Source organism: Flavobacterium lotistagni, assembly GCF_011392125.1.
Classification (GTDB): Bacteria; Bacteroidota; Bacteroidia; order Flavobacteriales; family Flavobacteriaceae; genus Flavobacterium; species Flavobacterium lotistagni.
On sequence record NZ_JAAJBU010000007.1, the window covers coordinates 49,861 to 75,716 of the forward strand.

Below are 25,856 nucleotides of genomic sequence, written 5' to 3' on the forward strand. Positions count from 1 at the left end.
GGACACTCATCTAAATCTTTATTTTCAATCACGCTAAAAAAATAATTTCGCCCCTTATTACGATAACAATTAATTCTTAACAATGAAAAGAATAAGTAACAAAACTAGTCTCATTTTATTTTCAATTTTCAGCACTTTGTTATTTTCTTGTGCCAGCGAGGAAGAAAATAGCAGGGATTCAAACTATGTTAATTTCGATTTTAAAACGACTAGGGAAATCAAGGTTTCAGTTTCGACCTTAAATTCAGAAAACCAACCTATGGCTGGTGTACCGGTGAAAATTTATTCCCAAAACCCGTTAACGCCCGAAGGTTTACTTAAGGAAAACAGCAGTGATTTTCTGGTATTCACGGGAATTAGCTCAAATGCAGGGAGAATAGACTGCTCGATTGCGCCTCGAACTTCGGTTGATAGCCTAAGTATTTTAGTGAATCATATTGGTTTCCGTTTGTTAAAGCAGGTAAAAATAGATTCCGAGGAAATGAATGTGGTTGTTGGAGGAACATTTTCTCAAAAAAATAATATGGCTAATGGTCCACTAAATAGAACAGCCAGTTTACCTAATCCTATACAAAAGAGCGGTTACTATGTGCTTGGCTCATGGGATAGTCAGGGAAAACCAGGTTATATGTTTAGTCCAAATGACGTAATTTCTGATGCATTTTTAGCAGATGTAAATGCTTCTTTACCTGAATTCGTGAAGCTTCCGGACTCTCACCCGGAATATCTAAGTGCTGCTGATGAAGGAAATATTGAACTTATAGAAGATGCAGAAGTTTGGGTTACTTTTGTTCACGAAGGTGCCGGATACAGAAATGCCCTTGGCTACTATACCCATCCAAATGGCAATCCTCCTGCAAGCCCGAGTGCTATTACGGACCCCACCATTATTTTTCCAAATGCTTCTTATAATGGCTCAGGCGGGTCGTTAAGTTCAGGAAATAAGGTGCAATTATTATACTTAGATCCAGCGACCAATCAGTACACCACAGTTTTTCCGGCGGGCACCTCAGTAGCGTGGTTTTTTATTGCTAACAGCTTTAATTCTACTACAAATTCAGTTGGCTCAGGAAACGGAAAATATTATTCAGACAAACGTTTTAATCCTGAAACTAATATCGATAAGAAAAAACACAACGTAGTTTTAAAAGACACCCAACGTGAACTTTTATTAATTGGTTTTGAAGATATTAACCGTGAAAGTGGTTCTGACGAAGATTTTAATGATGGTATTTTTTATTCCACTGTTACACCTTTTACTGCTGTCAAAACGGATAACTTGAGACCAATAGATACTCCAACCGACGTTGATGGCGATGGTGTAGGCGATTCGCTAGATGAGTATCCTACTGATCCTACCAAAGCATTTAATAATTATTATCCGTCTAAAAATAGTGTCGGAACCGTTGCTTATGAAGATTTATGGCCCTACAAAGCTGATTACGATTTCAACGATTTGGTAGTTGATTATAATTTCAATCAAGTAACCAATGCAGACAATAAAGTAGTAGAAGTAAATGCAGCGTTAACCGTTAGAGCCAGTTCCGCTTCTTTGAAGAATGCATTTTCGTTACAATTCAACACCACTTCAGGTAATGTAAAATCGGTTACCGGACAGAATTTAAACAACAACGTGTTTGCTTTAAATCCGAATGGAACAGAAGTGAATCAATCAAAGGCAGTTGTCCCTATTTTCGATGATCCTCATAGAATCCTTAGTTTGAGTGGTTCGAACGGCAATTCTAGAACAATGAACGTGAAAATAGAGTTTGTAACACCAGTGTCGGCAAGCAATTTTGGAATTGCACCTTACAATCCATTTATTGTGATAGGTGGTAATCGCGGAAAGGAAGTACATTTAGCAGGAAGCCCACCAACTGATTTAGTTGACACAAGTATATTTGGCACTGGAGACGACAACTCGAATTTGGGCATTCAAAAATATTATATGTCTGATAAAAATTTACCCTGGGCAATCCATATTCCGGTAAAATTTGCTTATCCATTAGAAAGACAAGATATTACAAAAGCTTATTTTAAGTTCAATCAATGGGCTGAAAGTCGGGGAGCTGTCTATAAAGATTGGTATATGGACAATAGCGGATACCGAGATAACACCAAATTATCTACTGAGTAATAAATTTAAATCCTAATAGGCTTCAAAACCTGTTAGGATTTAATTTTTAAATAACTCTGATTCAGAGTAAATATAATTGATTACTTCACTCCTTTTACTTACTGCTCGAAGCCATCGGAGACAACATATAGCTTAAAGCCATTGTCACCGTTAATTCCAGAATTCGAAACCAACAACCATCAACTCTACTAGCCATTACTCCACCATTCACGCTTACAGCTTATAGCATATAGCCATTATCACCGTTAATTCCAGAATTCGAAACCAAAAACCAACAACCATCAACTCTACTAGCCATTACTCCACCATTCACGCTTACAGCTTATAGCATATAGCTTACAGCCATTATCACCGTTAATTCCAGAATTCGAAACCCACAACATACAACCGTTTGTTCCGAAAAAACCAATACCTTTACGCTCCAATTCAACTTCATGGAAATTCTAGGGTATTTAGCTTCTGTTCTTATCGGCATCACATTGGGCTTGATTGGCGGTGGCGGCAGTATTCTGACCGTTCCGATTTTGGTGTATTTGTTTGCTATAGATGCTGAAAATGCCACAAGTTATTCGCTTTTCATTGTGGGCATTACCGCGATGATTGGGGCTTACCGCCATTACGTTTTGGGAAATCTGAAAATCAAGACGGCGTTTTATTTTGCTTTGCCTTCGATTGCTTCTTTACTCATTGTAAGGAAAATACTGTTGCCCAGAATTCCTGATTTATTATTCAACATTAATGGTTTTGCAGTAACGAAAAACCTTTTGATCATGATTGTTTTTGCGTTGCTGATGATGGCCGCTTCAGTATCGATGATTCGAAAAACAACTGAAGTTAAAACCGCTTCAGAGCATTTTCCGCAACTGGCCTTGATTGGTTTTTTGGTCGGTTTCATCACCGGTTTTCTGGGTGCTGGCGGCGGTTTTCTGATTATTCCTGCCTTACTGTTTTTTGCTAATTTACCAATGAAACAAGCTGTAGGCACTTCACTTTTTATCATTTTCATCAATTCGCTGATTGGCTTTGGCGGCGATCTGCTCAGCGGAATTCCCATTGATTACTCACTACTACTTACCATTACTGCCATTGCCATTATTGGTATGCTAATCGGCACACAGCTTTCCAAAAAAATAGACGGCGCGAAACTTAAACCCGCTTTCGGTTGGTTCGTATTGTTGATGGGCATATACATCATCGGTAAAGAAATTTTCTTGAAATAATCCGTAGGTGACAAAAGTCATAGTTTAAAAAATCTGGCCCACATAGTTTTGTGACATCAATCTCAAAATTCATTCAGATGAAAGTGGAACAAATTTATACCGGATGCATTGCTCACGCAGCTTATTATATTGAAAGTAATGGCGAAGCAGCGATATTCGATCCTTTACGCGAAGTACAACCTTATATAGATAGGGCCACTGGTGATGGCGCACAGATTAAATATGTTTTTGAGACGCATTTCCACGCGGATTTTGTTTCGGGCCATCTCGATTTGGCAAAAAAAACAGGTGCCACGATAGTCTACGGTCCAACTGCCAAGCCTAATTTTGACGCCTTGATTGCCGAAGACCAACAAGAATTCAAAGTGGGCGATTATACCATCAAAGCACTGCACACGCCCGGTCACACTATGGAAAGTACTTGCTATTTACTGAGCGACGAAACTGCAAAACCACACGGCATTATCACCGGAGACACTTTATTTATTGGCGATGTGGGCCGACCCGATTTAGCACAACACGTCATTGCCGATTTAACCCAAGACAAACTGGCCCGTTTGTTATACCATTCGCTTCGAAATAAAATCATGCCTTTGCCTGATGATTTAATAGTGTATCCAAACCACGGAGCCGGAAGTGCTTGCGGAAAAATGATGAGCAAGGAAACCACTGATTGGCTCGGCAATCAAAAGAAAACCAATTACGCCTTGAACCTCGATTTGAGTGAAGACCAATTCGTGAAAGCTTTGCTCACCGGACTCACCAATCCGCCCGGTTATTTTCCGAAAAATGTGTTGATGAATATTCAAGGTTATGAAAGTTTAGACACTGTGATGCTTCGCGCCAGGCAACCACTCACGCCTATTGAATTTGAAAGCATTGCCAACGAAGCCGATGTTTTGGTTCTAGACACGCGAGCGGCAGCGGATTTTGCGCAAGGTTTCATTCCGAACAGCATTAACATAGGTCTGGACGGCAATTTTGCGATGTGGGTGGGCGAAATGATTCACGATATAGAGCAACGAATTTTATTGGTTACCGAACCCGGCAAAGAAGAAGAAGCCATGATTCGGTTGTCGCGCGTGGGATATGACCATACGATTGGTTATCTCAAAGGCGGTTTTGAAGCTTGGAAAAGCACCGGACGCGAAACTGATCAGATCAACAGAATTACTGCCGAAGCACTCGAAAAAATCATGACACAAGAAAAAATTACGGTCATTGATGTGCGCAAAAAATCAGAATTTGAATCAGAACATTTGCTCGATGCAGTGAATATTCCAATGAACGAAATCAATAGCCGTTTGGCAGAATTCCCGAAAGACAAACCTTTTGTACTGCATTGCGCGGGCGGTTACCGGAGTATCATTGCTGGTTCTATATTGAAACAACGCGGCTGGGACAATTTTACCGATGTGATTGGCGGCTACAACGAAATCAAGAAAACCGAACTCGAAAAAACAGCATTTGTTTGCCCAACCACACTTTTGTAAAAAACCGTTGGCTAAAGCTGGTTTGTGGAAGCTAGATTTGATGCGGAATCCTCGACCCTAGCCCCGATTGAAGCGGCATCCTTTTGCGTTTGGCAGTATGTGACAGGAAGCCTATTTTGAAACGCGAGCATTTATCAACGGTCATTTTAAAAAGCAAAAGATATAGCGAAAAGCGGGAAACAGCTACTAAAAAAACTGTAAACCAAAAACTAAAAACGTATGAAAAAAAACATGGGAAAAGCCGACAAAATGCTGCGAATGGTTGTGGCGCTGGTCATCGGAATGTTGTATATCAATAAAACCATTTCCGGATTTCTGGGCGATATCTTGGTTTTGTTGGCGATTGTCTTTGTGATTACGAGCCTAATTGGGTTTTGTCCGCTGTATATCCCCTTTGGGATGAATACTACTGAAAATCAAGACCAAATTTAAAAATCAAAAATCGTGTTAAAAACAATTTGCCTTTGAAAATAATGGCTACTTTTGGGAGGCAATTAATCAAAAACAACTCAAAATGAAAAAATTAGTTTCTGTAATGGCATTGGCGGCTTTCTTACTTTCATTGAACGTAACGGCTCAAGAAAAACAAAAAGAAAAGGAAACCGCAAAAAAAGAATGCTCGATGAAAGAAAAACAATCGTGCAGCAAAGAGAAAAAAGCCGGTTGTTGTGCTAAAAAAGCAGACAAAAAAGCCTAAGTTTTCAAACGAATTTAAAGAGTGCTTGAGTTTTCAGGCACTTTTTTTTTACCTTGCCCCTACTAAATTTTACGCTAAATTTTATATTGATGAAAATCGAACAAATCTATACCGGATGCATTGCCCAAGCGGCATATTACCTAGAGAGTAATGGCGAGGCAGCTATTTTTGACCCACTTCGTGAAGTGCAGCCTTATCTGGATCGAGCGGCGAAAGATCAGGCTAAAATCAAATATATTTTCGAGACACATTTCCATGCTGATTTTGTATCGGGTCATCTCGATTTGGCCAAAAAATCTGGAGGAAAAATCGTTTACGGCCCAACGGCAAAACCTGAATTTGATGCCCTCATTGCCGAAGACAACCAAGAATTCAAAGTCGGGAATTACACCATCAAAGCCATCCACACGCCGGGGCACACGCTGGAAAGTACGTGCTATTTGCTAAGTGACGAAAATGGAAAACCGCACGGCATTATCACCGGAGATACTTTGTTTATAGGCGATGTCGGACGACCCGATTTAGCACAAGCCTTAGTAGACGATTTAACTCAGGATAAACTCGCTTCTTATTTATTCGATTCGTTGCGCAACAAAATCATGACCTTGCCCGATGAGCTGATTGTTTACCCAAGCCACGGAGCCGGAAGCGCTTGCGGAAAAAACATGAGCAAAGAAACCACTGACACGCTCGGCAACCAGAAAAAAACCAATTATGCGTTGCGCGCCGATATGACCCAAGAAGAATTTACCAAAGAACTGCTTGATGGCTTGGGCGCTCCGCCGGCGTATTTCCCACAAAATGTGTTATTGAATATTCAAGGTTATGAAAGCTTAGACCATATTCTAGAAAAATCAAATAAGGCTTTCTCGCCAGAGCAATTTGAAGCAATTGCCAACCAATCTGAAGCCGTTATTCTCGACGTTCGCCACGAAGATGATTTCGTAAAAAGTCATATTCCGGGTTCGATTTTTATCGGTATTCAAGGGAATTTTGCGCCTTGGGTTGGAGCTTTGTTGGGTAACGTAAATCAAGAATTGCTATTGGTGACGCCCGCTGGCAAAGAAGAAGAAACCATTACCCGTTTGTCGCGCGTAGGTTTTGATCGTGTTTTGGGTTATTTACAAGGAGGTATTGACACGTGGAAAACAGCCGGTTATCCAACGGATTCGATTGTATCGATTTCACCGGAACAATTTGCTCAGGAAATGACTGCCGATAGCCTTGTAGTCGATGCCCGAAAACCGGGTGAATTTGAAGCAGAACACATTGAGAAAGCTATTAATATTCCGTTAGATTCGGTGAACGCTAATTTTTCAATGGTGCCTAAAAACGATTTCTACCTGCACTGCGCCGGAGGATATCGTTCGGTGATTATGGCTTCAATTTTAAAAGCTAGAGGTTATCACAACTTGATTAACGTGGAGAAAGGCATTAGTGGGATTCGAAAAACCAATGTAAAACTGACCCATTTTGTTTGTCCTTCAACGCTGAAATAGCCGGATTTATAAGAAAAAAATAAGATTTGAAAATAGTTCAGGTCTTTAATTTTGAATACTTTTGCCCACTCAATTTAAAACTCTTACATCAGAATGAAAAAATTTCTCTTAGGAATGGCTGCACTTGCTGCAATGGCTTCTTGTAACAAGGCTGCTGAAAATGAATACATCGTCACAGGAAACATCAAAGGAATTGCAGACGGAAAATCAGTGATTTTGGAAGTTCAAGACGACAACGGTGGCTTAAAACCAGTAGATACCGTGAAAATGAAAGACGGCAAATTCACCTTTACCGGATCGGCCAAAGAACCCGAAATCTATTTGGTGAGCATTGAGTCAGTCAATGGCAAGGTACCTTTCATCCTTGAAAATGGTGAAATCGAAATGACTATCGACAAAGACAGCCTCAGTCTAGCAAAAGTTACTGGAACCTATAATAACGAGGAACTAGACAATTACAAGCAGAAAGGTATTGCGGTGCAGAAAAAGATGATCAAATTCCAGAAAGACAATAACACCAAAATGATGCAAGCCAATAAAACCAATGATACGGTTTTAATGAATAGTTTAAAGAAAGAATACAGCAAGTTTCAAGAAGAATTTGTAAAGCAGTCTGATGCCTATGTTGCTTCACACCCAAAAGCGTATATTTCAATTTTGATTATCGAAGGCATGTTCAACCAAATGGCTCCTGATTTCAATAAGATCACCAAAATGTACAACGGTTTGGATGAATCAATCAAAAAAACAAAGCATGGCAAGAAAGTCAAAGAAAATCTTGATAAAATCAACAAACCCACAGCGCCTGTAGCCGAGATTAAAATTGGTGCCACAGCTCCTGATTTTACAGCACCAACACCTGATGGAAAAAAAACATCACTAAAGCAAAACCTAGGCAAAGTAACTATCGTTGATTTTTGGGCTTCATGGTGCAAACCGTGCCGTGCCGAAAACCCAAATATGGTGGCGCTCTACAAAGAATTCCATGCAAAAGGTTTGAATATCGTTGGTGTTTCGCTAGACGATGAAGCCTCTAAATGGAAAGAAGCTATTGCCAAGGATGGGCTAACCTGGACACACGTTTCTAACTTAAAAAACTTCGAAGATCCGATTGCTAATACTTATGGCATTCAATTGATACCATCGACATATATTCTTGACGGTTCCGGAAAAGTAATCGCCAAAGATTTACGGGGCGCTGAACTCAAAGCCAAAGTAGCTTCTTTGTTGAAATAATTAGAACTAGCTTTATCATTAATAGAGAAATCTCCAAGCGGGGATTTTTTTATGCTCTTCAATCTCAACTCATTAAAAATTAGTTTAGATTTAAGTGAAAGATTAATTTGCAAACACCAAAACAGTTTCTATATTTGCAAGCGCTTTTTAAGCAAGGGGAGATACTCAAGCGGCCAACGAGGGCAGACTGTAAATCTGCTGGGAGACCTTCGCAGGTTCGAATCCTGCTCTCCCCACAAGTATTTAAAAAAGAAAAAACCACAAACTCGCTTGATGGTTTTTTTTGTTTTAAATGCTTGAGTAAGGGGCCACCCTTACGGATCATGAAATAATCCTGCTACTGAATTTTTGTAAAAACCCGCTTGATGTTTTTTTTGTTTTAAATGCTTGAGTAAGGGGCCACCCTTACGGATCATGAAATAATCCTGCTACTGAATTTTTGTAAAAACCCGCTTGATGTTTTTTTTGTTTTAAATGCTTGAGTAAGGAGCCACCCTTAAAAAAGGATCATTTGAAAAATAATCCTGCATACTAGAATAAATCTTCAACAAAAACCAATTAGGAAACCTTGTAAAATTTCAGCAAACCTAGGCTTGATGGTTTTTTGTTTTAAATGCTTGTACAAGGTTTCCCTTAAAAAGGATCATTTGAAAAATAATCCTGCATACTAAAATAAATCTTCAACAAAAACCAATTAGGAAATCTACCAGAATTTCAGCCTAAAACTAGCTTAACGCATATCTTAAATTTATATCAATTCAAGAATGCAAATCGAATCACAATCTGTCTAAAATCAAATGTTAAAGTCAAATTAAATCCTGAAGTCCACTATATTTAATTGTTACTTTTGGAGCTATTGCCAATACAGGATTTTCTATGCAAAAGCTTTACTTTACGACACTTGTTTCCTTTCTTTTATTCGGTGCTAAAACCTTAGCACAACAACCATCCAAACCCGATGCAGTAGCGATTCACCAACAAATCCAGAAATTGAATTTTTTGGGTTCGGTGCTTTATATTGCGGCACATCCTGACGACGAAAACACAAGACTTATTTCTTATTTATCTAATGAGAAAAAAGCCAGAACCGGTTATTTGTCATTAACTCGAGGCGATGGCGGACAAAACCTTATCGGCCCAGAACTTCGCGAATTGCTTGGAGTCATTCGCACGCAAGAACTCATTGAAGCCAGAAAAATAGACGGCGGTTTGCAATTTTTTTCACGCGCCAACGACTTTGGCTTTTCTAAAAACCCGGATGAAACCTTATCGATTTGGAATAAAGATGAAGTGCTTAGCGATGTGGTTTACGTGATTCGAAAATTCCGCCCAGATGTAATCATCAATCGTTTTGATGCGCGTTCTCCGGGAACTACGCACGGACACCACACTTCTTCGGCCATGCTGAGTTTAGAAGCTTTTGAGAAAACCAACGACCGTAGTGTTTATCCTAGCCAACTTTCTTTAGTAGAGCCTTGGCAACCCAAACGGATTTACTTCAATACATCTTGGTGGTTCTACGGCAGCAAAGAAAAATTTGAAAAAGCCGACAAATCCAACTTGACTGAATTGAGCATTGGGGTTTATTATCCATCTTTAGGAAAATCCAACCAAGAAATTGCTGCACTCTCCAGAAGCCGTCACCAATCGCAAGGCTTTGGCAGCACCGGCACGCGCGGAGAAGAAATGGAATACCTAGAATTTCTCAAAGGCGACGCTCCGAAAGACAAAACCAACTTATTTGAAGGCATTGATACCAGCTGGAATCGGGTGAATGGAGGAAAACCAATTGGCGAACTACTTGCCTTAGTAGAGAGAAATTTCGACTTCAAAAACCCATCAGCGAGTATTCCCGATTTGGTTAGGGCTTATGCAATGATTATGAAACTTGATGATGCGTACTGGAAAAACATCAAATCCGAAGAAATCAAGAAAATTATTGCCCATTGCGCCGGATTGTACCTCGAAGCCGTGGCCAAAGATCAGGAAATAACTATAGGCAACAAACTCTCTTTGAAAATCGAAGCTATTAATCGCAGCCCAATTCCGATGCAACTGCTTAGTTTCAGTACATTTCCGGAAAGCCAAACTGAACAAAAATCCATTAACTTAAAACCAAATATTTCACAAAGTTTGACCACTGAAATTCCTTTGGGTGCGAATCTCAATTATACGCAACCGTATTGGCTCATCGAGAATGGAACTGTTGGCATGTACCGTGTGAACGATCAGAACAAGATTGGCCTTGCTGATATTATTCGTGAGGTTAAAGTGATTTTCAACATTCAAATCGGCGAAGTGGTGATTCCGTTTGAGCGCGAAGTAATTTATAAGATGAATGACGACGTGAGGGGCGAAGTATATCAACCGCTCGATATTGTGCCCGATGTTACTACTTCGATCAGCAATAAAGTAGTTTTGTTCAACGACGGCAAAACCAAAACTATAGCAATAAAAATCAAGGCTGGAAAAGACAAAGTCAAAGGCGAAGTACAACTCGAAATGCCTGACAACTGGAAACATTCCCCAGCATCCATTCCGTTTGAATTGGCATTGAAAGGCGAAGAAAAGACCGTTACTTTTGAAGTTGGTGTGCCCAAAAATGCAGACGAAATTTCAGTCAAATGTATTGCCACCGTTGACGGAAAACGCTTTGACAAAGAACAATTCAGCATCGGTTACGAGCATATTGCCAAACAGCAAGTACTGAAAACTTCCGAGGCGAAATTCCTCAAACTCGACATCAAAACCGGAAAGGAAAAAATCGCATACATCATGGGCGCCGGCGACGAAATTCCGAAATTCCTAAGTGAGATGGGTTACGAAGTATCGATCATCAAACCTGAAGAAATCACGGCCGAAAAATTACAGAATTTCAATGTGGTCATGACAGGAATCCGTGCCTATAACACCATTCAAGCGTTGGCTTTCAAACAGCAAATTTTGTTCGATTTCGTTAAGGCAGGACACACAATGATTGCACAATACAACACCTTAGACGATTTCGTTACACCGAACATAGCGCCTTACCCGATGAAAATTTCGCGCGACAGGGTCACCGAGGAGAACGCCCCAGTGACTTTTTTAGCGCCGGAACATGCTGTGTTGAACATCCCAAATAAAATCACGTCCAAAGATTTTGAAGGCTGGAAACAAGAGCAAGGTTTGTATTATCCGAGCGAATGGGACGCAGCTTTCACCCCAATAATTGCTGCCAATGACAAAGGTGAAACGCCCAAAAAAGGCGCTATCTTGATCGCTAAACACGGAAAAGGCCATTATATTTACACCGGTTTGAGCTTTTTTAGGGAATTGCCCGAAGGCGTTTCTGGCGCTTACCGTTTGATGGCCAATCTGATTTCATTAAAATAACCGTTATGAACACACGCAGCAGTTGGAAAAAAAGTTACACTTGGGTTTTGGTTGCCAACGCCATCTACATCCTGCTTTTTTGTTTAATCATGCTTATTTTCTCTTAGTATGCAACAGTTAGATTGGATTGTACTTTCGGCCACCTTACTCTTTATCGTGTTCTACGGCGTCTGGAAAACCAAAGGCAGCCAGAATGTAGAAGATTATATTTTGGGCAACAACCAAACGCCTTGGTATGTGGTTGGGCTTTCGGTGATGGCAACACAAGCCAGCGCGATTACTTTTTTGTCTACACCCGGACAAGCTTATCACGACGGTATGGGTTTCGTGCAATTTTACTTCGGTTTGCCACTGGCGATGGTCGTGATTTCTTTTACGTTCATTCCGATTTATCACAGGCTCAAAGTTTTTACGGCTTATGAGTATTTGGAGGAACGTTTTGACTTAAAAACCAGATCGTTGGCTTCTATTTTATTTCTGATTCAGCGCGGCCTCGGAACTGGTCTGACCATTTACGCCCCTGCCATTATTTTATCTGCTTTATTGGGTTGGAACCTGACTATCATGAACATCGTCATCGGTGTACTGGTGATTATTTACACTTTTGCCGGCGGAACTAAAGCCGTGAACGTGACGCAGAAACAGCAGATGTTCGTTATCATGACCGGAATGTTTGCGACATTTTTTCTGATTTTGCACTTGTTGCCCAACGACATGACTTTTAGTAACGCCTTGCACATAGCAGGTGCCAACCATAAAATGGATATTGTAGATTTCTCGATCGACCCGGAAACACGTTACACCTTCTGGAGCGGAATCACCGGAGGTTTCTTTTTGGCGCTTTCGTATTTCGGAACCGATCAATCTCAAGTAGGGCGGTATCTTTCGGGCAAATCGATTCGGGAAAGCCAAATGGGCTTAATCATGAACGGATTCTTGAAAGTGCCGATGCAGTTTTTTATCCTGCTCATTGGCGTGATGGTTTTTGTGTTTTTTCAGTTCAATCCGGTGCCGCTGAATTTCAATCCGAACAATCGCATCGTCGTTGAAAATTCTCCTTACAAAGCCGAGTACGAAGCCATTGAAAACAAACTCAGCAAATTATCGGAAGAGAAAAAAGAAATCAACCTGATTTACATCGATCACTTAAACCAAAACTACGACAACCCGATTTTACGCAAAGAACTCGTCGCGATTTCAAGCAAAGAAAACGATTTAAGAGACCAAGCGCGTGAAGTCATTGCCAAGGCCGACCCAAAGGCCGAAACCAACGACAAAGATTATGTGTTTATCCATTTCATCTTGAATTATCTGCCCAAAGGTTTGATCGGATTGTTGCTCGCGGTGATTTTATCGGCAGCGATGTCATCAACAGCTTCAGGGCTTAACGCCTTAGCTTCGACCACAGCAATTGATATTTACAAACGCAATGTCGGCCCAGGAAAAACCGAAAAACACTTCGTCAACGCGACACAATTCTTCACTTTACTTTGGGGTGTGATTGCAATTTTGTTTGCTTGTGTCGGAACACTTTTTGAAAACCTGATCCAACTCGTGAATATCGTCGGTTCTATTTTTTATGGCACTGTGCTCGGGATTTTCTTGGTTGGTTTTTACATCAAATTTGTGCAAGCCAAAGCTATTTTTTGGGGTGCGGTCGTGAGCCAATTGTTGATTTTTTATATCTATTATCTGGATATTGTGAGTTTTCTCTGGCTCAATTTCATCGGCGCACTGCTCACGGTTTGTCTTTCGATGATTTTACAAATCAGTTTTGGTAAGAAAGAAATTCAGGAATAAAAAAATCCGCTTCGGTTAGGAAACGGATTCTTAAGAGTTCAAAATGATGGATTATTTCTTGCTCCACTCGGCAATACTGTCGTTATTCATTTTTACGTAATCGTCGTTTTTGGCAGCAGTAGCAGCGGCTAAGGAAATTTTTGCGGTTTCTATAGCACCTTTTTTATCTCCTAATTTAGCTTGTATCAAAGACTTTTGGCGCGTGTACCAAAACGGTTTGTCTTTGTTCATGTCAATGGCTTTGTTGACATATTCCAAAGCTTTGTTCAAATCGCCGTTTGACTGATAGAAATACTGGGCTGAAGCAAAATAATCCCCTGAAGTCGGACCGGCCATTACTTTTTCAATACTGGCCATGGCCGTTTTCTGTGTTGGCACTTCAAACTTGAGCGATACAAGGGTTTTATCCCAAGACAATTCTAAATAACCGAAATTATTGTCTAATCCGTTCACTCCGATGGTTAGTGTTTCAACAACGTTGTTCAACATTTTGGCATCAACATTTGTAGAAAGTGCTACTTTGTTGACATTCCAATTCTCTGGTGTTCCCCAGTTGTCGGTGTCGGTGTAGAAGATCACTTCCCACATATCGACTTTGGGTGTAGTAAACAAGGCGTATTTTCCTTTTTTGAGCGTTTGCCCGTTAATTACTACGTCATCAGAAAAAGTGACCATGGTGTTTTGGTTGGCACCGGTACGCCAGAGTTTTCCGTAAGGCACTAAGTCTCCGAAAACGGTTCTTCCCTTTTTACTCGGACGAGAATATTCAACGGTTACTTCAGTAAGCCCGACCATTTGCGTCAAAGTAGATTTCGGGCTTGGCGCAGGCGTTTTCACTTGGGCCGAAACATTCAAGGCAGTGCAAGCGACTACCAAGGCTAAAATAATTTTCTTCATAGGGTTTTGTGTTTTAGTTTCTTCAAAAGTAAGGATTCGAACCCGCAATTCTGTTAAGGATTCCTTAATTGAAAATATTTTTTGTTTAACTTATAAAACAAAAGATTAAACATTATATTTACAGTCAAATTGCAATTATGAAAGTTTACACCAAATCTTGTGTTCAAAATCTGCCCATCAGCCGTGAACAAGCTTGGGAATTTCTATCTGATCCTAAAAACTTAAAAACAATTACTCCAGATTATATGGGCTTTGAGATAGTTTCCGGCGCAGACAGAAAAATATTTCCCGGACAAATCATTCAATATACTGTAACCCCACTTTTAGGAATAAAAATGCCTTGGGTAACTGAAATTTCCCATGTAATTCCCGGTGAATACTTCGTGGATGAACAACGCTACGGTCCTTATTCGTTCTGGCACCACAAACATTTCTTAAAAGATATTCCTGGCGGAGTAGCCATGGAAGACATTATTGACTACAAATTACCGATGGGTGCTATTGGCCAACTCGTGCATCCGTTTTTGGTGCAGAAAAAACTCGATGAAATTTTTGAATTCCGTCGTAAAAAACTGATTGAACTTTTTGGTAACTGGCAATAAATTCTAGTAATGACAACAATATTCTGGTTCCGACGCGATCTAAGACTGGCAGACAATAAAGGCTTATTCGAAGCTTTGAAGAACAATCAGGCTGTTTTGCCGATTTTCATTTTCGACTCCAAAATTTTGGAACAATTGCCTAAAAGTGATGCCCGTGTCGGGTTTATTCAGGAATTGCTCTCGGGAATTCAATCGGAACTGCAAGCGGTTGGTAAATCTTTGGCGGTATTTTATGGTGAACCTTTGGAGATTTTTAAAAAATTAGTCGCCGAAAACCAAGTAGAAGCTTTATACGCCAACCGCGATTACGAACCTTATGCAAGGCAGCGCGACAAAGCGGTTTACGAGTTTTTGCAATCAAAGAATATCGAGTTCAAAAGCTTCAAAGACCAAGTGATTTTCGAGAAAAACGAAGTGATTAAAGACGATGGCTTGCCTTATGTGGTTTACACGCCTTACTCCAGAAAATGGAAAGAGAACTTCAAAAAAACGAAGCTCGAATCTTATCCTTCGGAGACTTTACTTCGGCACATTCAAGCGCACACCTACCCTTTTTTAAGTTTGAATGACATTGGTTTTGAGAAATCGCAAATTAAAGTGATGCCTTACGACGTTTCCGAAAATCTGATTCGAAACTATGAAGCCACCCGGAACTTTCCGGCGCAAGACAAAACTTCTTACCTGAGCGTACATTTGCGTTTTGGTTCGGTGAGCATTCGGAAAATCGTGGAGAAAGCCATGGCCCAGAAAAACGAAACCTTCTGGAACGAACTCATTTGGCGGGAATTCTTCATGCAGATTCTATGGCATTTCCCGCAGACCGTTACCCGAAGTTTCCGCCCGAAATATGACGCCATTCAATGGAACAACAACGAAGCCGATTTCAAGAAGTGGTGTAAAGGTCAAACCGGTTATCCGTTTGTAGATGCGGGCATGCGGCAGCTCAATGCGACAGGTTATATGCACAACCGAGTGCGGATGATTGTGGCGAGTTTCCTTTGCAAACATTTGCTAATCGATTGGCGATGGGGCGAAGCTTACTTTGCACTTAAACTGCTCGATTACGAACAAGCCAGCAATATCGGCAACTGGCAATGGGCAGCCGGAAGCGGTGTAGATGCTGCGCCGTATTTCAGGATTTTCAACCCGACCGAGCAAATCAAGAAGTTTGACAAAGATTTGAAATACATCAAGAAATGGGTTCCTGAACTTGAAACTTCGCATTATCCGGAACCGATTGTCGAGCATAAGTTCGCACGGGAACGTTGCTTGAAAGTTTACAAAGAAGCTGTGGCGTGACTCCTCTTTAAATTAGGGAAACTCACCTGCCCATCTTTCTTATCACTTCAAAATTCAGTTCGTCAAAATGATGAATCACACGGTCGGCCAAAGACAAATCTTGCAGTTTGGAATTCACGCTCACATATGCCACACAATAAATCCCGGCGGCATTCGCAGCTTTGATACCGTTGGTGCTGTCTTCGATCACGATGCAGTTTTCGACAGGAGTTTGTGAAAGCCGGGCCGCTTCTTCAAAAATGGCCGGATGCGGTTTAGACCTCGGAAAATCTTCGCCCGAAACAATATGCGAGAAATATTGATGCAGTTTGAACCTATTGAAAATCCTTTCGATAGTGACGCGAGCCGATGAAGAAGCCAAAACCAGTTGCATGCCTTTTTCGTGAAGTTCTTTGATGAGCGCTGCTACGCCGTCGAGCAAATACAAATCTTCTTTGGCATCGAACGCGTCGTTGAACAAGTTGCGCTTGGTTTCGACAAGATGCAAAACTTCATCCTCCAATTGGTACAATTCCTTGAGTTTTTCATAGATGTTCTTGGTGGAGTTGCCTGTAAAGGAAGCATACAATTCTGGGGAAACCTCAATTTGAAGTTCCTTGAAATGCTGGTTGTAGGCGAAATGATGCACCGGTTCGGTATCGACAATAACGCCGTCCATATCGAAAATGACTGTCTTAATCATAAGGATATTTGAATTTGGAGTGACTGACCCGAGCGAGTTTTGCGATGCGAATTGTATGGAGCGCAGCGGAATAAGTGCCTTAGATGGTTAGTCATTAGATTCCTCGGTCTTTGGTTTGAGTAAATAACGGATTACGGCTTCCGCAGCGTGCAATCCGAACAAGGCCGGCATATAACTGTTGGTGCCGTAAAACGACTTTTTGAAGTTCGAACCGTCGGTCATTCTCAGACTTGATTCGTCTTGGATTTCTGAGGAAAAAACCACTTTGAGTTTATCGATTTTCACCGCGCGCAGTTTCTTTTTCATCGCTTTGGCCATAAAACAATTTTGGGTGTTGCCAATATTGGCGACTTTGACCTTGCTGGCTTCCATTTTTCCTCCGGCGCCCATACTGGAGATAATTTTTACTCTTTTGCGTTTGGCCGCGATAATCAAATTGAGTTTCGGCGTGAGGCTGTCGATGCAATCCATCACGTAATCGTACTCGGGCGAAACAAGTTCAAAAGCGCGTTCGGGTGAAAGAAATTCTTTGATTCGGGTGAGTTGCAATTCGGGGTTGATGTCGAGCAAACGGTCACCCACAATATCGATTTTGGGTTTCCCGACCGTAGAATGCAAGGCCGGTAATTGACGGTTGATGTTCGTGATATCGACCACATCGCCATCAACAATGGTCATTTTTCCGACACCGGCGCGTGCGATGAATTCGGCTGCAAACGAGCCAACGCCGCCTACTCCTACAATCAAGACGTTGGCGTTTTTTAATCGGTCTAAACCTTCTTTTTTAAAGAGCAATTCTGCCCTTTCTGTCCATGCTGCCATGTGATTATAAATTGATTTTTGATTTGAATACTTGATTAAAATTACTGCGAACCGTTTGTTTCAACAATTCGATTTCCATGTTTTTGTATTTTGCGGCGAGCCCATAAACCTCTCGGATGCTTTCTTCGACCGTATCGGTTTCAAGGAAAAAACGGTCGTTCGGCACACTTGTAAAAACGGTTTCCAATTCTGAATTTCTAAGCAAATATTTCCCGAACGAAATGTAAAAACCGTTATCGAGCAACTGTTTTGCGGTTTCGCTATTTTTTGAAAATCCATGAATGACCATCGGAACGGAAATCTGCAATCTCTTTTTAGTTTCGATGACTTCTTGAAACGCGGCCACGCAATGCAATATTACCGGCTTTTGGTATTGCTCGGCCAAATGCAATTGTTTTTCAAAAACTACTGTTTGTAACTGAAACGGAGTTTCGATGCGTTTGTCGAGTCCGCACTCGCCGACAGCTAAGCAATTTTCTAGTTCGAGTTTGCTTTCCAGAATTTTAAAATCTTCTTCCAAACGGCTTTCAACGATATACCACGGATGGATTCCGATCGAATAATGCGGAATCACAGCGTCGAACTCATGTGGATACTGGTTCACGATTTCCAGAATATCATGACGGTCGGTGAATTGGTGCGTATGTAAATTGAGGTAATCCATCTAGTCGTGAAACTTTTTGACGCCCGCCAAAATGGCTACACCTAAGTCGTTTTCGAGCGGTACAATCGGACACGAGTACTTATGATTGTAGGCGCAATACGGATTATAAGCCGTGTTGAAATCAATTAAAACCGTATCAGATTTCGGGAAACGCATATCGATATAACGCCCGCCGATATAACTTTCCTTACCACAAGTCAGATCAGAAAAAGGCAGGAAAAGATAATCTTCATAGCCCGGTTTTTTAGCCAGTTCGACGTTCTGATATACATTGAGTTTTAGTTTCTTACCGTCGAGCTCGAAATGCAATTCGCCGTACTTGACATACTCCGGAAGCCGCGTCGTGGAAGTTTTCATTTTGAACGGTTTCTCGTTTTGGGCCTTGACAAATTGCGCTAGTACCGCATATTTCTGAGCAATCGGATAGAAATCTAATCCTTTGAACTGCTTTAAATCTTCTTCGGTGAGCGGGCTTTCTTTCGGATCGGCATATTCCTGGTTGAGTTTTTTCTGTGCGGCTTCGGCATCGGCCACCGTCCATTTGGGTTGGGCCATTGCGCCAAAAGCAAGCCACATCAAAATCACCGTGATGGATTTTCTCATTGTTAATTTTTCCACAAAAATAAGGTAAAAGTTCATTGGTGGTCTACCGCACTCGTCACAAAGTTTTACCTTTACGGCGTTCGAAACGCTATGATTAAAAAAGCTTCCCAAAAGTATATCGATAATTTCAGAGGATTTCGCCGCGAGGTCTGGATCCTGGCGATGATTACCTTTATCAACCGCGCCGGTACGATGGTGCTGCCGTTTTTATCGAAATACCTCAAAGAAGATTTGGGCTTTAGCTACAGCCAAGTCGGTTGGGTGATGGTTTGCTTTGGTTTGGGCTCGATGCTGGGTTCGTGGCTCGGCGGGAAACTTACAGATAAAATTGGGTTTTACCGCATCATGGTGTTCAGCTTGTTTACCAGCGGATTGGCCTTTTTCGTGTTGCAATTCATCACTTCATTTTGGGGTTTGTGTATCGGCATGTTTTTAATCATGGTGATTGCCGATATGTTCCGACCGGCCATGTTTGTGTCACTGACTGCTTATGCCAAACCGGAAAACAGAACCCGAGCGCTCACTTTGGTAAGGCTTGCCGTGAACTTAGGCTTTGCTGCTGGCCCGGCACTCGGCGGATTAATTATTATGGGCATCGGTTATAAAGGTTTATTTTGGGCCGATGGCGCGACTTGTATCTTGTCGATTCTGATTTTTGCTTTGTTGGTCAAGGAAAAGAAAAAACCGAAAGATGACACCACCAACACAGCCAATCAAACCGTTCCGGACTCGGTTTTCAAAGACAAGATTTTCTGGATTTTCCTGTTTGTTTGTTTCGCGACTTCGATGATATTCTTCCAGATTTTCACGACTTTGCCGCTGTACCATCACGAGCAGTTTGGCTTGACCGAATTCCAGACCGGACTGATCATGACGCTCAACGGTTTGCTGATTTTCTTTCTCGAGATGCCGATTGTAACCATTTTCGAGCGCAAGCTAGTACCGCGATTGCAAATCATTCTTTGGGGCTCGCTGATGATGTCGCTGAGTTTCTTCACTTTGCTATTTGATAGTTGGGCCGGAATTTTATTGGTCAGCATTGTTTTCATTACTTTTGGCGAGATGTTCATTTTTCCGTTTTCGAATTCGTTCGCAATGAGCCGTGCACCCAAAGGCCACGAAGGCAGATACATGGCACTGTTCACGATGAGTTTTTCGCTGGCGCATATTTCGAGCTCGAAAACCGGAATGGAAATGATTAGCCATTTTGGTTATCAGGCCAATTGGTTGTTCATGGGTTGCCTAGGAATTGTAGCGGTAGTTTGTTGTATTTGGTTGCAGAAACTCTTGCAGCGCGAGCAAAATCTATAAACTATTTCTGAGACTTTTTTTGATTTCGATTAGCGGCTTGTTTGTCGTTATAAGTTGTAGGATGATTTCCTGACGCAACACCTCAATAGGTCGATTGAAATAGTTGGCCCAAGCTTCAGTGGTCAACAAGTTTCTGATTTCTTTGATGATTTTAGCAGTTTCTGGCGCAGTTCGCAGTTGGTATTCGGCTTTGAAATCTTTGCTGTCTTTGTGCGCATAATGGACGTTCTGATTCTCGTCGACGGTGATGAAATAGAGTTTTTCGGTATCGTTATCGGGATAAAACCATTCCCATTGTGCAAAGCCCAAGCGCGTTCTCGATACTTTATTATGGTTGGAGCTCTGCAACCGCCACTTACAATTGGCCGCACGGCCCCAATGGTTTGACAAACGATAAACACCTTCTGATGTGAAGTAATAGCTACTGCCAGATGGGCTTTGGTAGTCTGGCTTCAAACCTTCGATAGCTTGCAGATTCTTTTCTTGGAACACACAAAAAGTGTGGCGGTGGAAATTGTGGCGATTATAAATTTTGGAAGCCATAAATAGCGTAGCTTTGAAATCTTCAATAAAACAAAAGTACGATGGCCAAAGGAATTTACACCGGAATGATAGAAAAAGATGAAAACGGAAACTATTTCTGTGGCCCTTACCTGCTCGATTACAAAAAAGTAAGCAGCGCTTTTAGCTTGGGTGAAAAAATTACTATCAAGTCTGTCATTACCAATCCGAGTGATAAATCTTTTGCCGCTTATTCACAGAAATCAAGTGATTTTGCCAAGGCCAACAATAAAGGCGGCATCGAAAAGCAGTAAACTAACTGTTTGATTTTCAATTTAAACAATTGTCTTACCTCAAATTACTTCCTTAAATTTTAGTTAAATAACGAATTTTATAGTTGTATAACTAAAAATATAGTTGTAGGTTTGGATGGAGTTTTTGTTAGAGAGAATTTGTTCCTAATTTCCGGTTTTTTGCGTTAGGGATAGTAGTGAAAAGCCCGGAGTGAGGGACGAACGAGGACTTGTAACGGATAGCCCGGCCGCAGGCAACGCCCAACTATTTAAAAAAAAACAGATTATGCAAAAATTGACCAATAAAGAAGAAGAAATCATGCACATTTTGTGGAAGCTCGAAAAGGCTTTCGTGAAGGAAGTGATGGCCGAAATTCATGACGAGCAACCGCATTACAACACGCTTTCGACGATTATCCGCAACCTTGAAGAAAAGGGTTTTGTGGCGCACAACGCTTTCGGGAACACGCACCAATATTATCCGGTGGTACGCAAGGAAGATTATCGCAAAAAGTTTATGACCAACGCGATTGAGACTTATTTCAATAGTTCGTACAAAAATATGGTGTCGCATTTCGCCCAGGAAGAAAAGATTTCTGCCGAGGAATTGCGCGAGATCCTGTCGATGATTGAAAACGGAAACCCAAAAAAATAATCGTATGGAAAACTTGTTTCTCTACCTTTTGAAAGCCAGCGGACTCTTGGTAATGTTCTTTATGGCATACCATTTTTTGTTGCGCCGGGAAACTTTCTTCAGCGCCAACAGGTGGTTTTTACTGGCGGGTTTAGTGACTTCGGTAGTTTTGCCGCTAATCACGTTTAAGAAAATCATTTGGGTGGAAGCGCAACCTGAAATGTATACCTATTCAGGGAATATTCCGATGCAGACCATAGCTGAACCACAAGGGTTTGAAATCAATTGGTATTGGGTTTTTGCCGGTGTATATGCGCTGGGAATGTTGGTGTTACTGTTGCGGTTTTTGTTCGATTTCAAGAACCTAAGGTCAGTGTTAAAAGGGAAAACCATCACGCAGCAGGCCGATTTCAAATTGATTGACGTGGATGAAAAAGTAGCGCCTTTCTCCTACTTCAACTACATCGTTTACAATTCGGATTTGTTTGATCAGGCCGAGTTGGCCCATATCCTCGCTCATGAAAAAGTACATTGCGAGCAACGCCATTCGATTGATGTGCTGATTGCGCGGATTTTCTGTATTGCGTTTTGGTATAACCCGTTCATTTGGCTGTACAAAAAGGCGATGTTGCAAAACCTGGAATTTATTGCAGACAATGAAGCCCTAAAACAAATTGAAGACAAAAAATCGTATCAGATCACGTTGTTAAAAGCTACTACACACCAGAATTGTGTAGCCATTACTAATCCTTTTTATCAATCATTAATCAAAAAACGAATCGTTATGTTAAACAAAAATCAATCGAAAAAATGGAATTCGTGGAAGTATGCCTTAATCGTTCCTGTATTAGCTGCGTTCTTACTTTATTTTCAAGTGAATGTGATTGCCCAAGAAAAACAAGGCGCGCCTTTCAATTTCAATCGTGATGGTTTATCGGTGACCATCGATAAAAACACCACCGACCAAGAACTCAAAGCCGCTTCGGAAAAAGCGAAATCAGAAGGTGTTACGCTTAAATTCTCTAAAGTAAAAAGAAACAGTGCCGGGGAAATTACCGGAATCAAAGCAGTTTATAAAGACAAAGCGGGCAACAGCGGTACTTCGCAAACCAGCGGCGACGAACCCATCAAACCAATGCGTTTCTTTAAAGACGATAACGGACAAATTGGTTTTGGAAATGCCAAACAAATTCGAATTATTAAAAAAGGCAACCACACCTCGGATGACGAAGGCGAAGATATTGAAATCCACACTATTGTAGCCGAAGCGCCTGAAGCTCCGGAACCGCCAGAAGCAGTAGAACCTACCGAAGCACCAGAAGCACCAGAAGCGCCTGAATTACCAAGTGACAAGCACATTATCATCAAAAAAATCAAAGACAAAAACGGAAAAATATCGATCACAGTAAATGGTGAAACGATGGATCTTGATGTCGATAAAATCGTAAATGATGCTTTGGCTGATACGAATTTCAGTTTCAACTTTTCTTCGGATGATACGGATGAGGAAATCGCTGAAGAAATGAAAAAGGCCAAAATCCACATCGAGAAAATACGCCCGCAAATGGAACGCGCCAAACGCGACATGGAAAGAAGAAAACCCGAAATGGAAGAAGCCCGCAGGCAAATGGAGGAAGCACGACGCGATATGGAAGATGCGCGCCAGGAAATGGAAAACGCCAGAAAAGAAATGGAACAAGCCAGAAAAGACCTCGAAATGCAGAAAGCGCAATTGAAGCAATCAAAGAAAAAGTAAAACCAATAATTTCATTTTTGCGTCTTGGTGTCTTGGCGAGAACAATCTCAAGAAGATTTCAAGGCGCAATCTTTATAAAAAGGATTACTTACTTTTGAAAGATGAAAAGTATATTTCAAATCCTAGCTAAAATCAACAAACTGCTTTTGCCAAGTTTCACCAAACAGCGCCTCGATGTCAGCAAAGCAAAAAAATGGCAGTTGGCCTTGATGGCTTGGCGGTATTATGTGACCACAAGGGCTTTGGATTAGCGCCGCACCAACCCACTTGAGCAAAATCTCGAAAAACGGTAATGAACTGTGTTTCGGGATTTTTTTATTTGCGACTGTTTCGTGGTCTGATGTTCTCTTGAAAAACACAATCGCTTGTTTATAATACTCTTACGTGGTTTGTTTGGTTTTTATTATTGGTATTGTTCGGTTCAGCTTTTCGCGAAGCACATTTTATCAGCACTAAAATTTCATTCGACTACAGTAAACTTCCATACATCGAAATTTAATGAACTCCGAATGCACAGGGCTGTAAGTTTGCCCCATAAAATTTAAATATCATGAAAATAACAATTGTAGGAAGTGGATACGTTGGGCTGGTTACTGGAGCCTGTTTTTCAGAAGTAGGCATTGATGTTCAATGTGTTGATGTTGATCAAGTGAAGATTGACAACTTAAAAAAAGGAATTATTCCCATCTATGAACCTGGTTTAGAAAAAATGATCACCAGAAACATGGAAAAAGGCAGGTTACAGTTTACGACAAACCTATCGGATGCGCTCCAAGGTTCTGATGTGGTATTTATCTCTGTAGGAACACCGCCTGATGAAGACGGAAGTGCGGATTTAAAATACGTATTGCAAGTGGCACGCGATTGCGGAAAACACATGAACGATTATACGCTGGTCGTTACCAAAAGTACTGTTCCCGTTGGCACTTCGAGCAAAGTCAGAGCAGCCATAGCAGAAGAACTGGCGAAAAGACAAGTAAACCTTCCGTTTGATGTGGCCTCGAATCCGGAATTTCTTAAAGAAGGTGCCGCCATTGATGATTTTCTAAAGCCCGACAGAATCGTCGTCGGAACCGAAAGCTCCAGAGCCAAAGAATTGCTCACCAATTTATACAAACCATTTACGCTGAACGGACATCCGATTATTTTTATGGATATTGTTTCTGCCGAAATGACCAAGTATGCAGCCAATGCGATGCTTGCTACTAAAATCAGCTTCATTAACGACATTGCTAATCTTTGTGAAATTGTTGGAGCAGACATCAATAATGTCAGAAAAGGAATCGGTTCTGATGCCCGAATTGGGAACAAATTTATTTATCCCGGAATTGGTTATGGCGGATCATGCTTTCCGAAAGATGTGCAAGCCTTGATTAGAACAGCCAAAGAAAACAACTATGATTTGCAAGTTTTAAAAGCGGTAGAAGCAGTCAATCAGAAGCAGAAATCAGTACTGTTCAATAAAATCCTGAATTACTATAACGGCGATTTGAAAGGAAAAACCATAGCCATTTGGGGATTGTCGTTTAAACCTCAAACCGATGATATGCGGGAAGCGCCATCATTGGCAATCATTACGCAACTTCTCAAAGCCGGCGCCCAAGTAAAAGCTTACGATCCGGTGGCGATTTCAGAAGCCCAGCATTATTTCGGAAATACCATCTCTTATTATACCGACCAATACGAAGCTTTGATTGATGCCGATTGTTTGGCTGTATTAACCGAATGGCCTGAATTTAAAATTCCAAACTTCAACATCATTAGCAAATTACTCAATACAACTGCCATTTTTGACGGTAGGAATATTTACGATGCGAGAGAAATGAAGAAAAACGGTTTCGAGTACTTCTGTATCGGCGTTCAAACGACAGCACCTGTTTTAGAACCTCAGTTCGATGTTGCTGCACTAAACTAAAACAGTAAGTCTTAAATAAATCCAATCTCGAACATCATGAAGAAAAAAATATTAGTCGTAGATGACGAACGCACTACTTGTGCCTTGTTAGAAAATTTCTTGTCAACCGATTACGAAGTAGTCACTAAAAATTCAGGAATCGAAGCGCTATTTTGGCTTGAAAATAACCTGCCTGACTTAATCATCAGCGATATTCAAATGGCTGAAATGAATGGCTTTGAATTCTTGAAAGAAGTGCGATTGATGGGTTTTACCAAACATACGCCGGTGGTATTACTTTCGGGCAACAAAGAAAGTAAAGAACGCATTAAAGGTTATCAATTGGGTGCGCAAGACTACTTGATGAAGCCTTTCAACCCTGAAGAATTAAAGGAAATTACTCGTAAAAATTTATTTCCAATTCACTACGCCAATACTTGGTAA

Annotated in this window: 24 protein-coding genes and 1 tRNA gene; 19 read left to right on the top strand and 6 right to left on the bottom strand. The window is 41.1% G+C overall.

The genetic code is table 11. The features are described from left to right. Positions 1–82 precede the first annotated feature (82 nt). From G4D82_RS09155 to G4D82_RS09200, 10 genes are all read left to right on the top strand, one after another. A complete protein-coding gene (locus tag G4D82_RS09155; protein ID WP_166336873.1) occupies positions 83–2,137 on the top strand; it encodes an LruC domain-containing protein in 2,055 nt (684 codons plus the stop codon). 434 nt (positions 2,138–2,571) lie between these two features. Further along, the gene (locus G4D82_RS09160; protein ID WP_166336875.1) at positions 2,572–3,357 is read left to right on the top strand and encodes a sulfite exporter TauE/SafE family protein; all 786 of its coding nucleotides are present in this window, start codon (positions 2,572–2,574) and stop codon (positions 3,355–3,357) included. A gap of 77 nt (positions 3,358–3,434) precedes the next feature. After that, positions 3,435–4,850: an MBL fold metallo-hydrolase gene (locus tag G4D82_RS09165; protein WP_166336877.1), complete on the top strand. Its 1,416-nt coding sequence runs from the start codon at positions 3,435–3,437 to the stop codon at positions 4,848–4,850. Positions 4,851–5,069: 219 nt separating this feature from the next. Continuing rightward, entirely contained in the window at positions 5,070–5,282 is a 213-nt protein-coding gene (locus G4D82_RS09170) for a YgaP family membrane protein (RefSeq protein ID WP_166336879.1), read from the top strand. Positions 5,283–5,364: 82 nt separating this feature from the next. Then, complete coding sequence (locus tag G4D82_RS09175) at positions 5,365–5,547, top strand: hypothetical protein (protein WP_166336881.1); 183 nt, start codon at positions 5,365–5,367, stop codon at positions 5,545–5,547. Between the two features lie 89 nt (positions 5,548–5,636). Beyond that, positions 5,637–7,046 carry an MBL fold metallo-hydrolase gene (locus tag G4D82_RS09180; protein WP_166336883.1) on the top strand — a complete coding sequence of 470 codons (1,410 nt, stop codon included), beginning with the start codon at positions 5,637–5,639 and terminating at the stop codon, positions 7,044–7,046. 93 nt (positions 7,047–7,139) lie between these two features. Further along, positions 7,140–8,282 carry a TlpA disulfide reductase family protein gene (locus G4D82_RS09185; RefSeq protein ID WP_166336885.1) on the top strand — a complete coding sequence of 381 codons (1,143 nt, stop codon included), beginning with the start codon at positions 7,140–7,142 and terminating at the stop codon, positions 8,280–8,282. Between the two features lie 155 nt (positions 8,283–8,437). Beyond that, a tRNA-Tyr gene (locus G4D82_RS09190) sits at positions 8,438–8,518 on the top strand. A gap of 640 nt (positions 8,519–9,158) precedes the next feature. Further along, the gene (locus tag G4D82_RS09195) at positions 9,159–11,654 is read left to right on the top strand and encodes a PIG-L family deacetylase (RefSeq protein ID WP_166336887.1); all 2,496 of its coding nucleotides are present in this window, start codon (positions 9,159–9,161) and stop codon (positions 11,652–11,654) included. Between the two features lie 108 nt (positions 11,655–11,762). Next, positions 11,763–13,454 (top strand): sodium:solute symporter, encoded by a 1,692-nt coding sequence (locus G4D82_RS09200; RefSeq protein ID WP_166336889.1) that lies wholly within the window; start codon positions 11,763–11,765, stop codon positions 13,452–13,454. A 51-nt stretch (positions 13,455–13,505) separates the two neighbouring features. Here the strand turns inward: G4D82_RS09200 and G4D82_RS09205 are convergent, their stop codons facing one another. Continuing rightward, a complete protein-coding gene (locus G4D82_RS09205) occupies positions 13,506–14,351 on the bottom strand; it encodes a DUF2911 domain-containing protein (RefSeq protein WP_166336891.1) in 846 nt (281 codons plus the stop codon). Positions 14,352–14,488: 137 nt separating this feature from the next. Between G4D82_RS09205 and G4D82_RS09210 the strand changes: the two genes are divergently transcribed. After that, positions 14,489–14,953, top strand: coding sequence for an SRPBCC family protein (locus G4D82_RS09210; protein ID WP_166336893.1), 465 nt, complete (start codon positions 14,489–14,491; stop codon positions 14,951–14,953). Between the two features lie 9 nt (positions 14,954–14,962). Beyond that, the gene (locus tag G4D82_RS09215; protein WP_166336895.1) at positions 14,963–16,252 is read left to right on the top strand and encodes a cryptochrome/photolyase family protein; all 1,290 of its coding nucleotides are present in this window, start codon (positions 14,963–14,965) and stop codon (positions 16,250–16,252) included. A gap of 22 nt (positions 16,253–16,274) precedes the next feature. On the opposite strand, the gene G4D82_RS09220 is transcribed toward G4D82_RS09215, so the two are convergent. The 4 genes from G4D82_RS09220 to G4D82_RS09235 form a co-directional block, all read right to left on the bottom strand. Beyond that, positions 16,275–16,934, bottom strand: a complete 660-nt coding sequence (locus G4D82_RS09220; RefSeq protein ID WP_166336897.1) for an HAD family hydrolase — start codon at positions 16,932–16,934, stop codon at positions 16,275–16,277. Positions 16,935–17,021: 87 nt separating this feature from the next. Next, a complete protein-coding gene (locus G4D82_RS09225; RefSeq protein ID WP_166336899.1) occupies positions 17,022–17,756 on the bottom strand; it encodes a tRNA threonylcarbamoyladenosine dehydratase in 735 nt (244 codons plus the stop codon). 4 nt (positions 17,757–17,760) lie between these two features. Further along, the gene (locus tag G4D82_RS09230; protein WP_166336901.1) at positions 17,761–18,420 is read right to left on the bottom strand and encodes a TatD family hydrolase; all 660 of its coding nucleotides are present in this window, start codon (positions 18,418–18,420) and stop codon (positions 17,761–17,763) included. Further along, the gene (locus tag G4D82_RS09235) at positions 18,421–19,023 is read right to left on the bottom strand and encodes a DUF1684 domain-containing protein (RefSeq protein WP_166336903.1); all 603 of its coding nucleotides are present in this window, start codon (positions 19,021–19,023) and stop codon (positions 18,421–18,423) included. 90 nt (positions 19,024–19,113) lie between these two features. Between G4D82_RS09235 and G4D82_RS09240 the strand changes: the two genes are divergently transcribed. Further along, positions 19,114–20,334, top strand: a complete 1,221-nt coding sequence (locus G4D82_RS09240; RefSeq protein WP_166336905.1) for an MDR family MFS transporter — start codon at positions 19,114–19,116, stop codon at positions 20,332–20,334. Here the strand turns inward: G4D82_RS09240 and G4D82_RS09245 are convergent. Further along, positions 20,329–20,877, bottom strand: coding sequence for a hypothetical protein (locus G4D82_RS09245; RefSeq protein ID WP_207788152.1), 549 nt, complete (start codon positions 20,875–20,877; stop codon positions 20,329–20,331). The genes G4D82_RS09240 and G4D82_RS09245 overlap by 6 nt on opposite strands. Before the next feature lie 41 nt (positions 20,878–20,918). Here G4D82_RS09245 and G4D82_RS09250 point away from each other — a divergent pair, with 41 nt between their 5' ends. The 6 genes from G4D82_RS09250 to G4D82_RS09275 all read left to right on the top strand — a co-directional run bounded on the left by G4D82_RS09250 (position 20,919) and on the right by G4D82_RS09275 (position 25,856). Continuing rightward, positions 20,919–21,149 (top strand): hypothetical protein, encoded by a 231-nt coding sequence (locus G4D82_RS09250; protein WP_166336907.1) that lies wholly within the window; start codon positions 20,919–20,921, stop codon positions 21,147–21,149. 265 nt (positions 21,150–21,414) lie between these two features. Further along, a complete protein-coding gene (locus G4D82_RS09255; RefSeq protein ID WP_166336909.1) occupies positions 21,415–21,783 on the top strand; it encodes a BlaI/MecI/CopY family transcriptional regulator in 369 nt (122 codons plus the stop codon). Positions 21,784–21,787: 4 nt separating this feature from the next. Then, the gene (locus G4D82_RS09260; RefSeq protein WP_166336911.1) at positions 21,788–23,518 is read left to right on the top strand and encodes a M56 family metallopeptidase; all 1,731 of its coding nucleotides are present in this window, start codon (positions 21,788–21,790) and stop codon (positions 23,516–23,518) included. Between the two features lie 110 nt (positions 23,519–23,628). Further along, positions 23,629–23,769: an SsrA-binding protein gene (locus G4D82_RS09265; protein ID WP_166337053.1), complete on the top strand. Its 141-nt coding sequence runs from the start codon at positions 23,629–23,631 to the stop codon at positions 23,767–23,769. 299 nt (positions 23,770–24,068) lie between these two features. Beyond that, positions 24,069–25,433 (top strand): UDP-glucose dehydrogenase family protein, encoded by a 1,365-nt coding sequence (locus tag G4D82_RS09270; protein WP_166336913.1) that lies wholly within the window; start codon positions 24,069–24,071, stop codon positions 25,431–25,433. 36 nt (positions 25,434–25,469) lie between these two features. Next, positions 25,470–25,856: a response regulator gene (locus G4D82_RS09275; protein ID WP_166336915.1), complete on the top strand. Its 387-nt coding sequence runs from the start codon at positions 25,470–25,472 to the stop codon at positions 25,854–25,856.

Coding starts and splice junctions, on each gene's coding strand:
- G4D82_RS09270 (WP_166336913.1), top strand. CDS start 24,069: ATGAAAATAACAATTGTAGGAAGTGGATACGTTGGGCTGGTTACTGGA.
- G4D82_RS09200 (WP_166336889.1), top strand. CDS start 11,763: ATGCAACAGTTAGATTGGATTGTACTTTCGGCCACCTTACTCTTTATC.
- G4D82_RS09255 (WP_166336909.1), top strand. CDS start 21,415: ATGCAAAAATTGACCAATAAAGAAGAAGAAATCATGCACATTTTGTGG.
- G4D82_RS09215 (WP_166336895.1), top strand. CDS start 14,963: ATGACAACAATATTCTGGTTCCGACGCGATCTAAGACTGGCAGACAAT.
- G4D82_RS09245 (WP_207788152.1), bottom strand. CDS start 20,877: ATGGCTTCCAAAATTTATAATCGCCACAATTTCCACCGCCACACTTTT.
- G4D82_RS09230 (WP_166336901.1), bottom strand. CDS start 18,420: ATGGATTACCTCAATTTACATACGCACCAATTCACCGACCGTCATGAT.
- G4D82_RS09155 (WP_166336873.1), top strand. CDS start 83: ATGAAAAGAATAAGTAACAAAACTAGTCTCATTTTATTTTCAATTTTC.
- G4D82_RS09220 (WP_166336897.1), bottom strand. CDS start 16,934: ATGATTAAGACAGTCATTTTCGATATGGACGGCGTTATTGTCGATACC.
- G4D82_RS09240 (WP_166336905.1), top strand. CDS start 19,114: ATGATTAAAAAAGCTTCCCAAAAGTATATCGATAATTTCAGAGGATTT.
- G4D82_RS09195 (WP_166336887.1), top strand. CDS start 9,159: ATGCAAAAGCTTTACTTTACGACACTTGTTTCCTTTCTTTTATTCGGT.
- G4D82_RS09185 (WP_166336885.1), top strand. CDS start 7,140: ATGAAAAAATTTCTCTTAGGAATGGCTGCACTTGCTGCAATGGCTTCT.
- G4D82_RS09175 (WP_166336881.1), top strand. CDS start 5,365: ATGAAAAAATTAGTTTCTGTAATGGCATTGGCGGCTTTCTTACTTTCA.
- G4D82_RS09170 (WP_166336879.1), top strand. CDS start 5,070: ATGAAAAAAAACATGGGAAAAGCCGACAAAATGCTGCGAATGGTTGTG.
- G4D82_RS09160 (WP_166336875.1), top strand. CDS start 2,572: ATGGAAATTCTAGGGTATTTAGCTTCTGTTCTTATCGGCATCACATTG.
- G4D82_RS09225 (WP_166336899.1), bottom strand. CDS start 17,756: ATGGCAGCATGGACAGAAAGGGCAGAATTGCTCTTTAAAAAAGAAGGT.
- G4D82_RS09250 (WP_166336907.1), top strand. CDS start 20,919: ATGGCCAAAGGAATTTACACCGGAATGATAGAAAAAGATGAAAACGGA.
- G4D82_RS09260 (WP_166336911.1), top strand. CDS start 21,788: ATGGAAAACTTGTTTCTCTACCTTTTGAAAGCCAGCGGACTCTTGGTA.
- G4D82_RS09210 (WP_166336893.1), top strand. CDS start 14,489: ATGAAAGTTTACACCAAATCTTGTGTTCAAAATCTGCCCATCAGCCGT.
- G4D82_RS09205 (WP_166336891.1), bottom strand. CDS start 14,351: ATGAAGAAAATTATTTTAGCCTTGGTAGTCGCTTGCACTGCCTTGAAT.
- G4D82_RS09180 (WP_166336883.1), top strand. CDS start 5,637: ATGAAAATCGAACAAATCTATACCGGATGCATTGCCCAAGCGGCATAT.
- G4D82_RS09165 (WP_166336877.1), top strand. CDS start 3,435: ATGAAAGTGGAACAAATTTATACCGGATGCATTGCTCACGCAGCTTAT.
- G4D82_RS09235 (WP_166336903.1), bottom strand. CDS start 19,023: ATGAGAAAATCCATCACGGTGATTTTGATGTGGCTTGCTTTTGGCGCA.
- G4D82_RS09275 (WP_166336915.1), top strand. CDS start 25,470: ATGAAGAAAAAAATATTAGTCGTAGATGACGAACGCACTACTTGTGCC.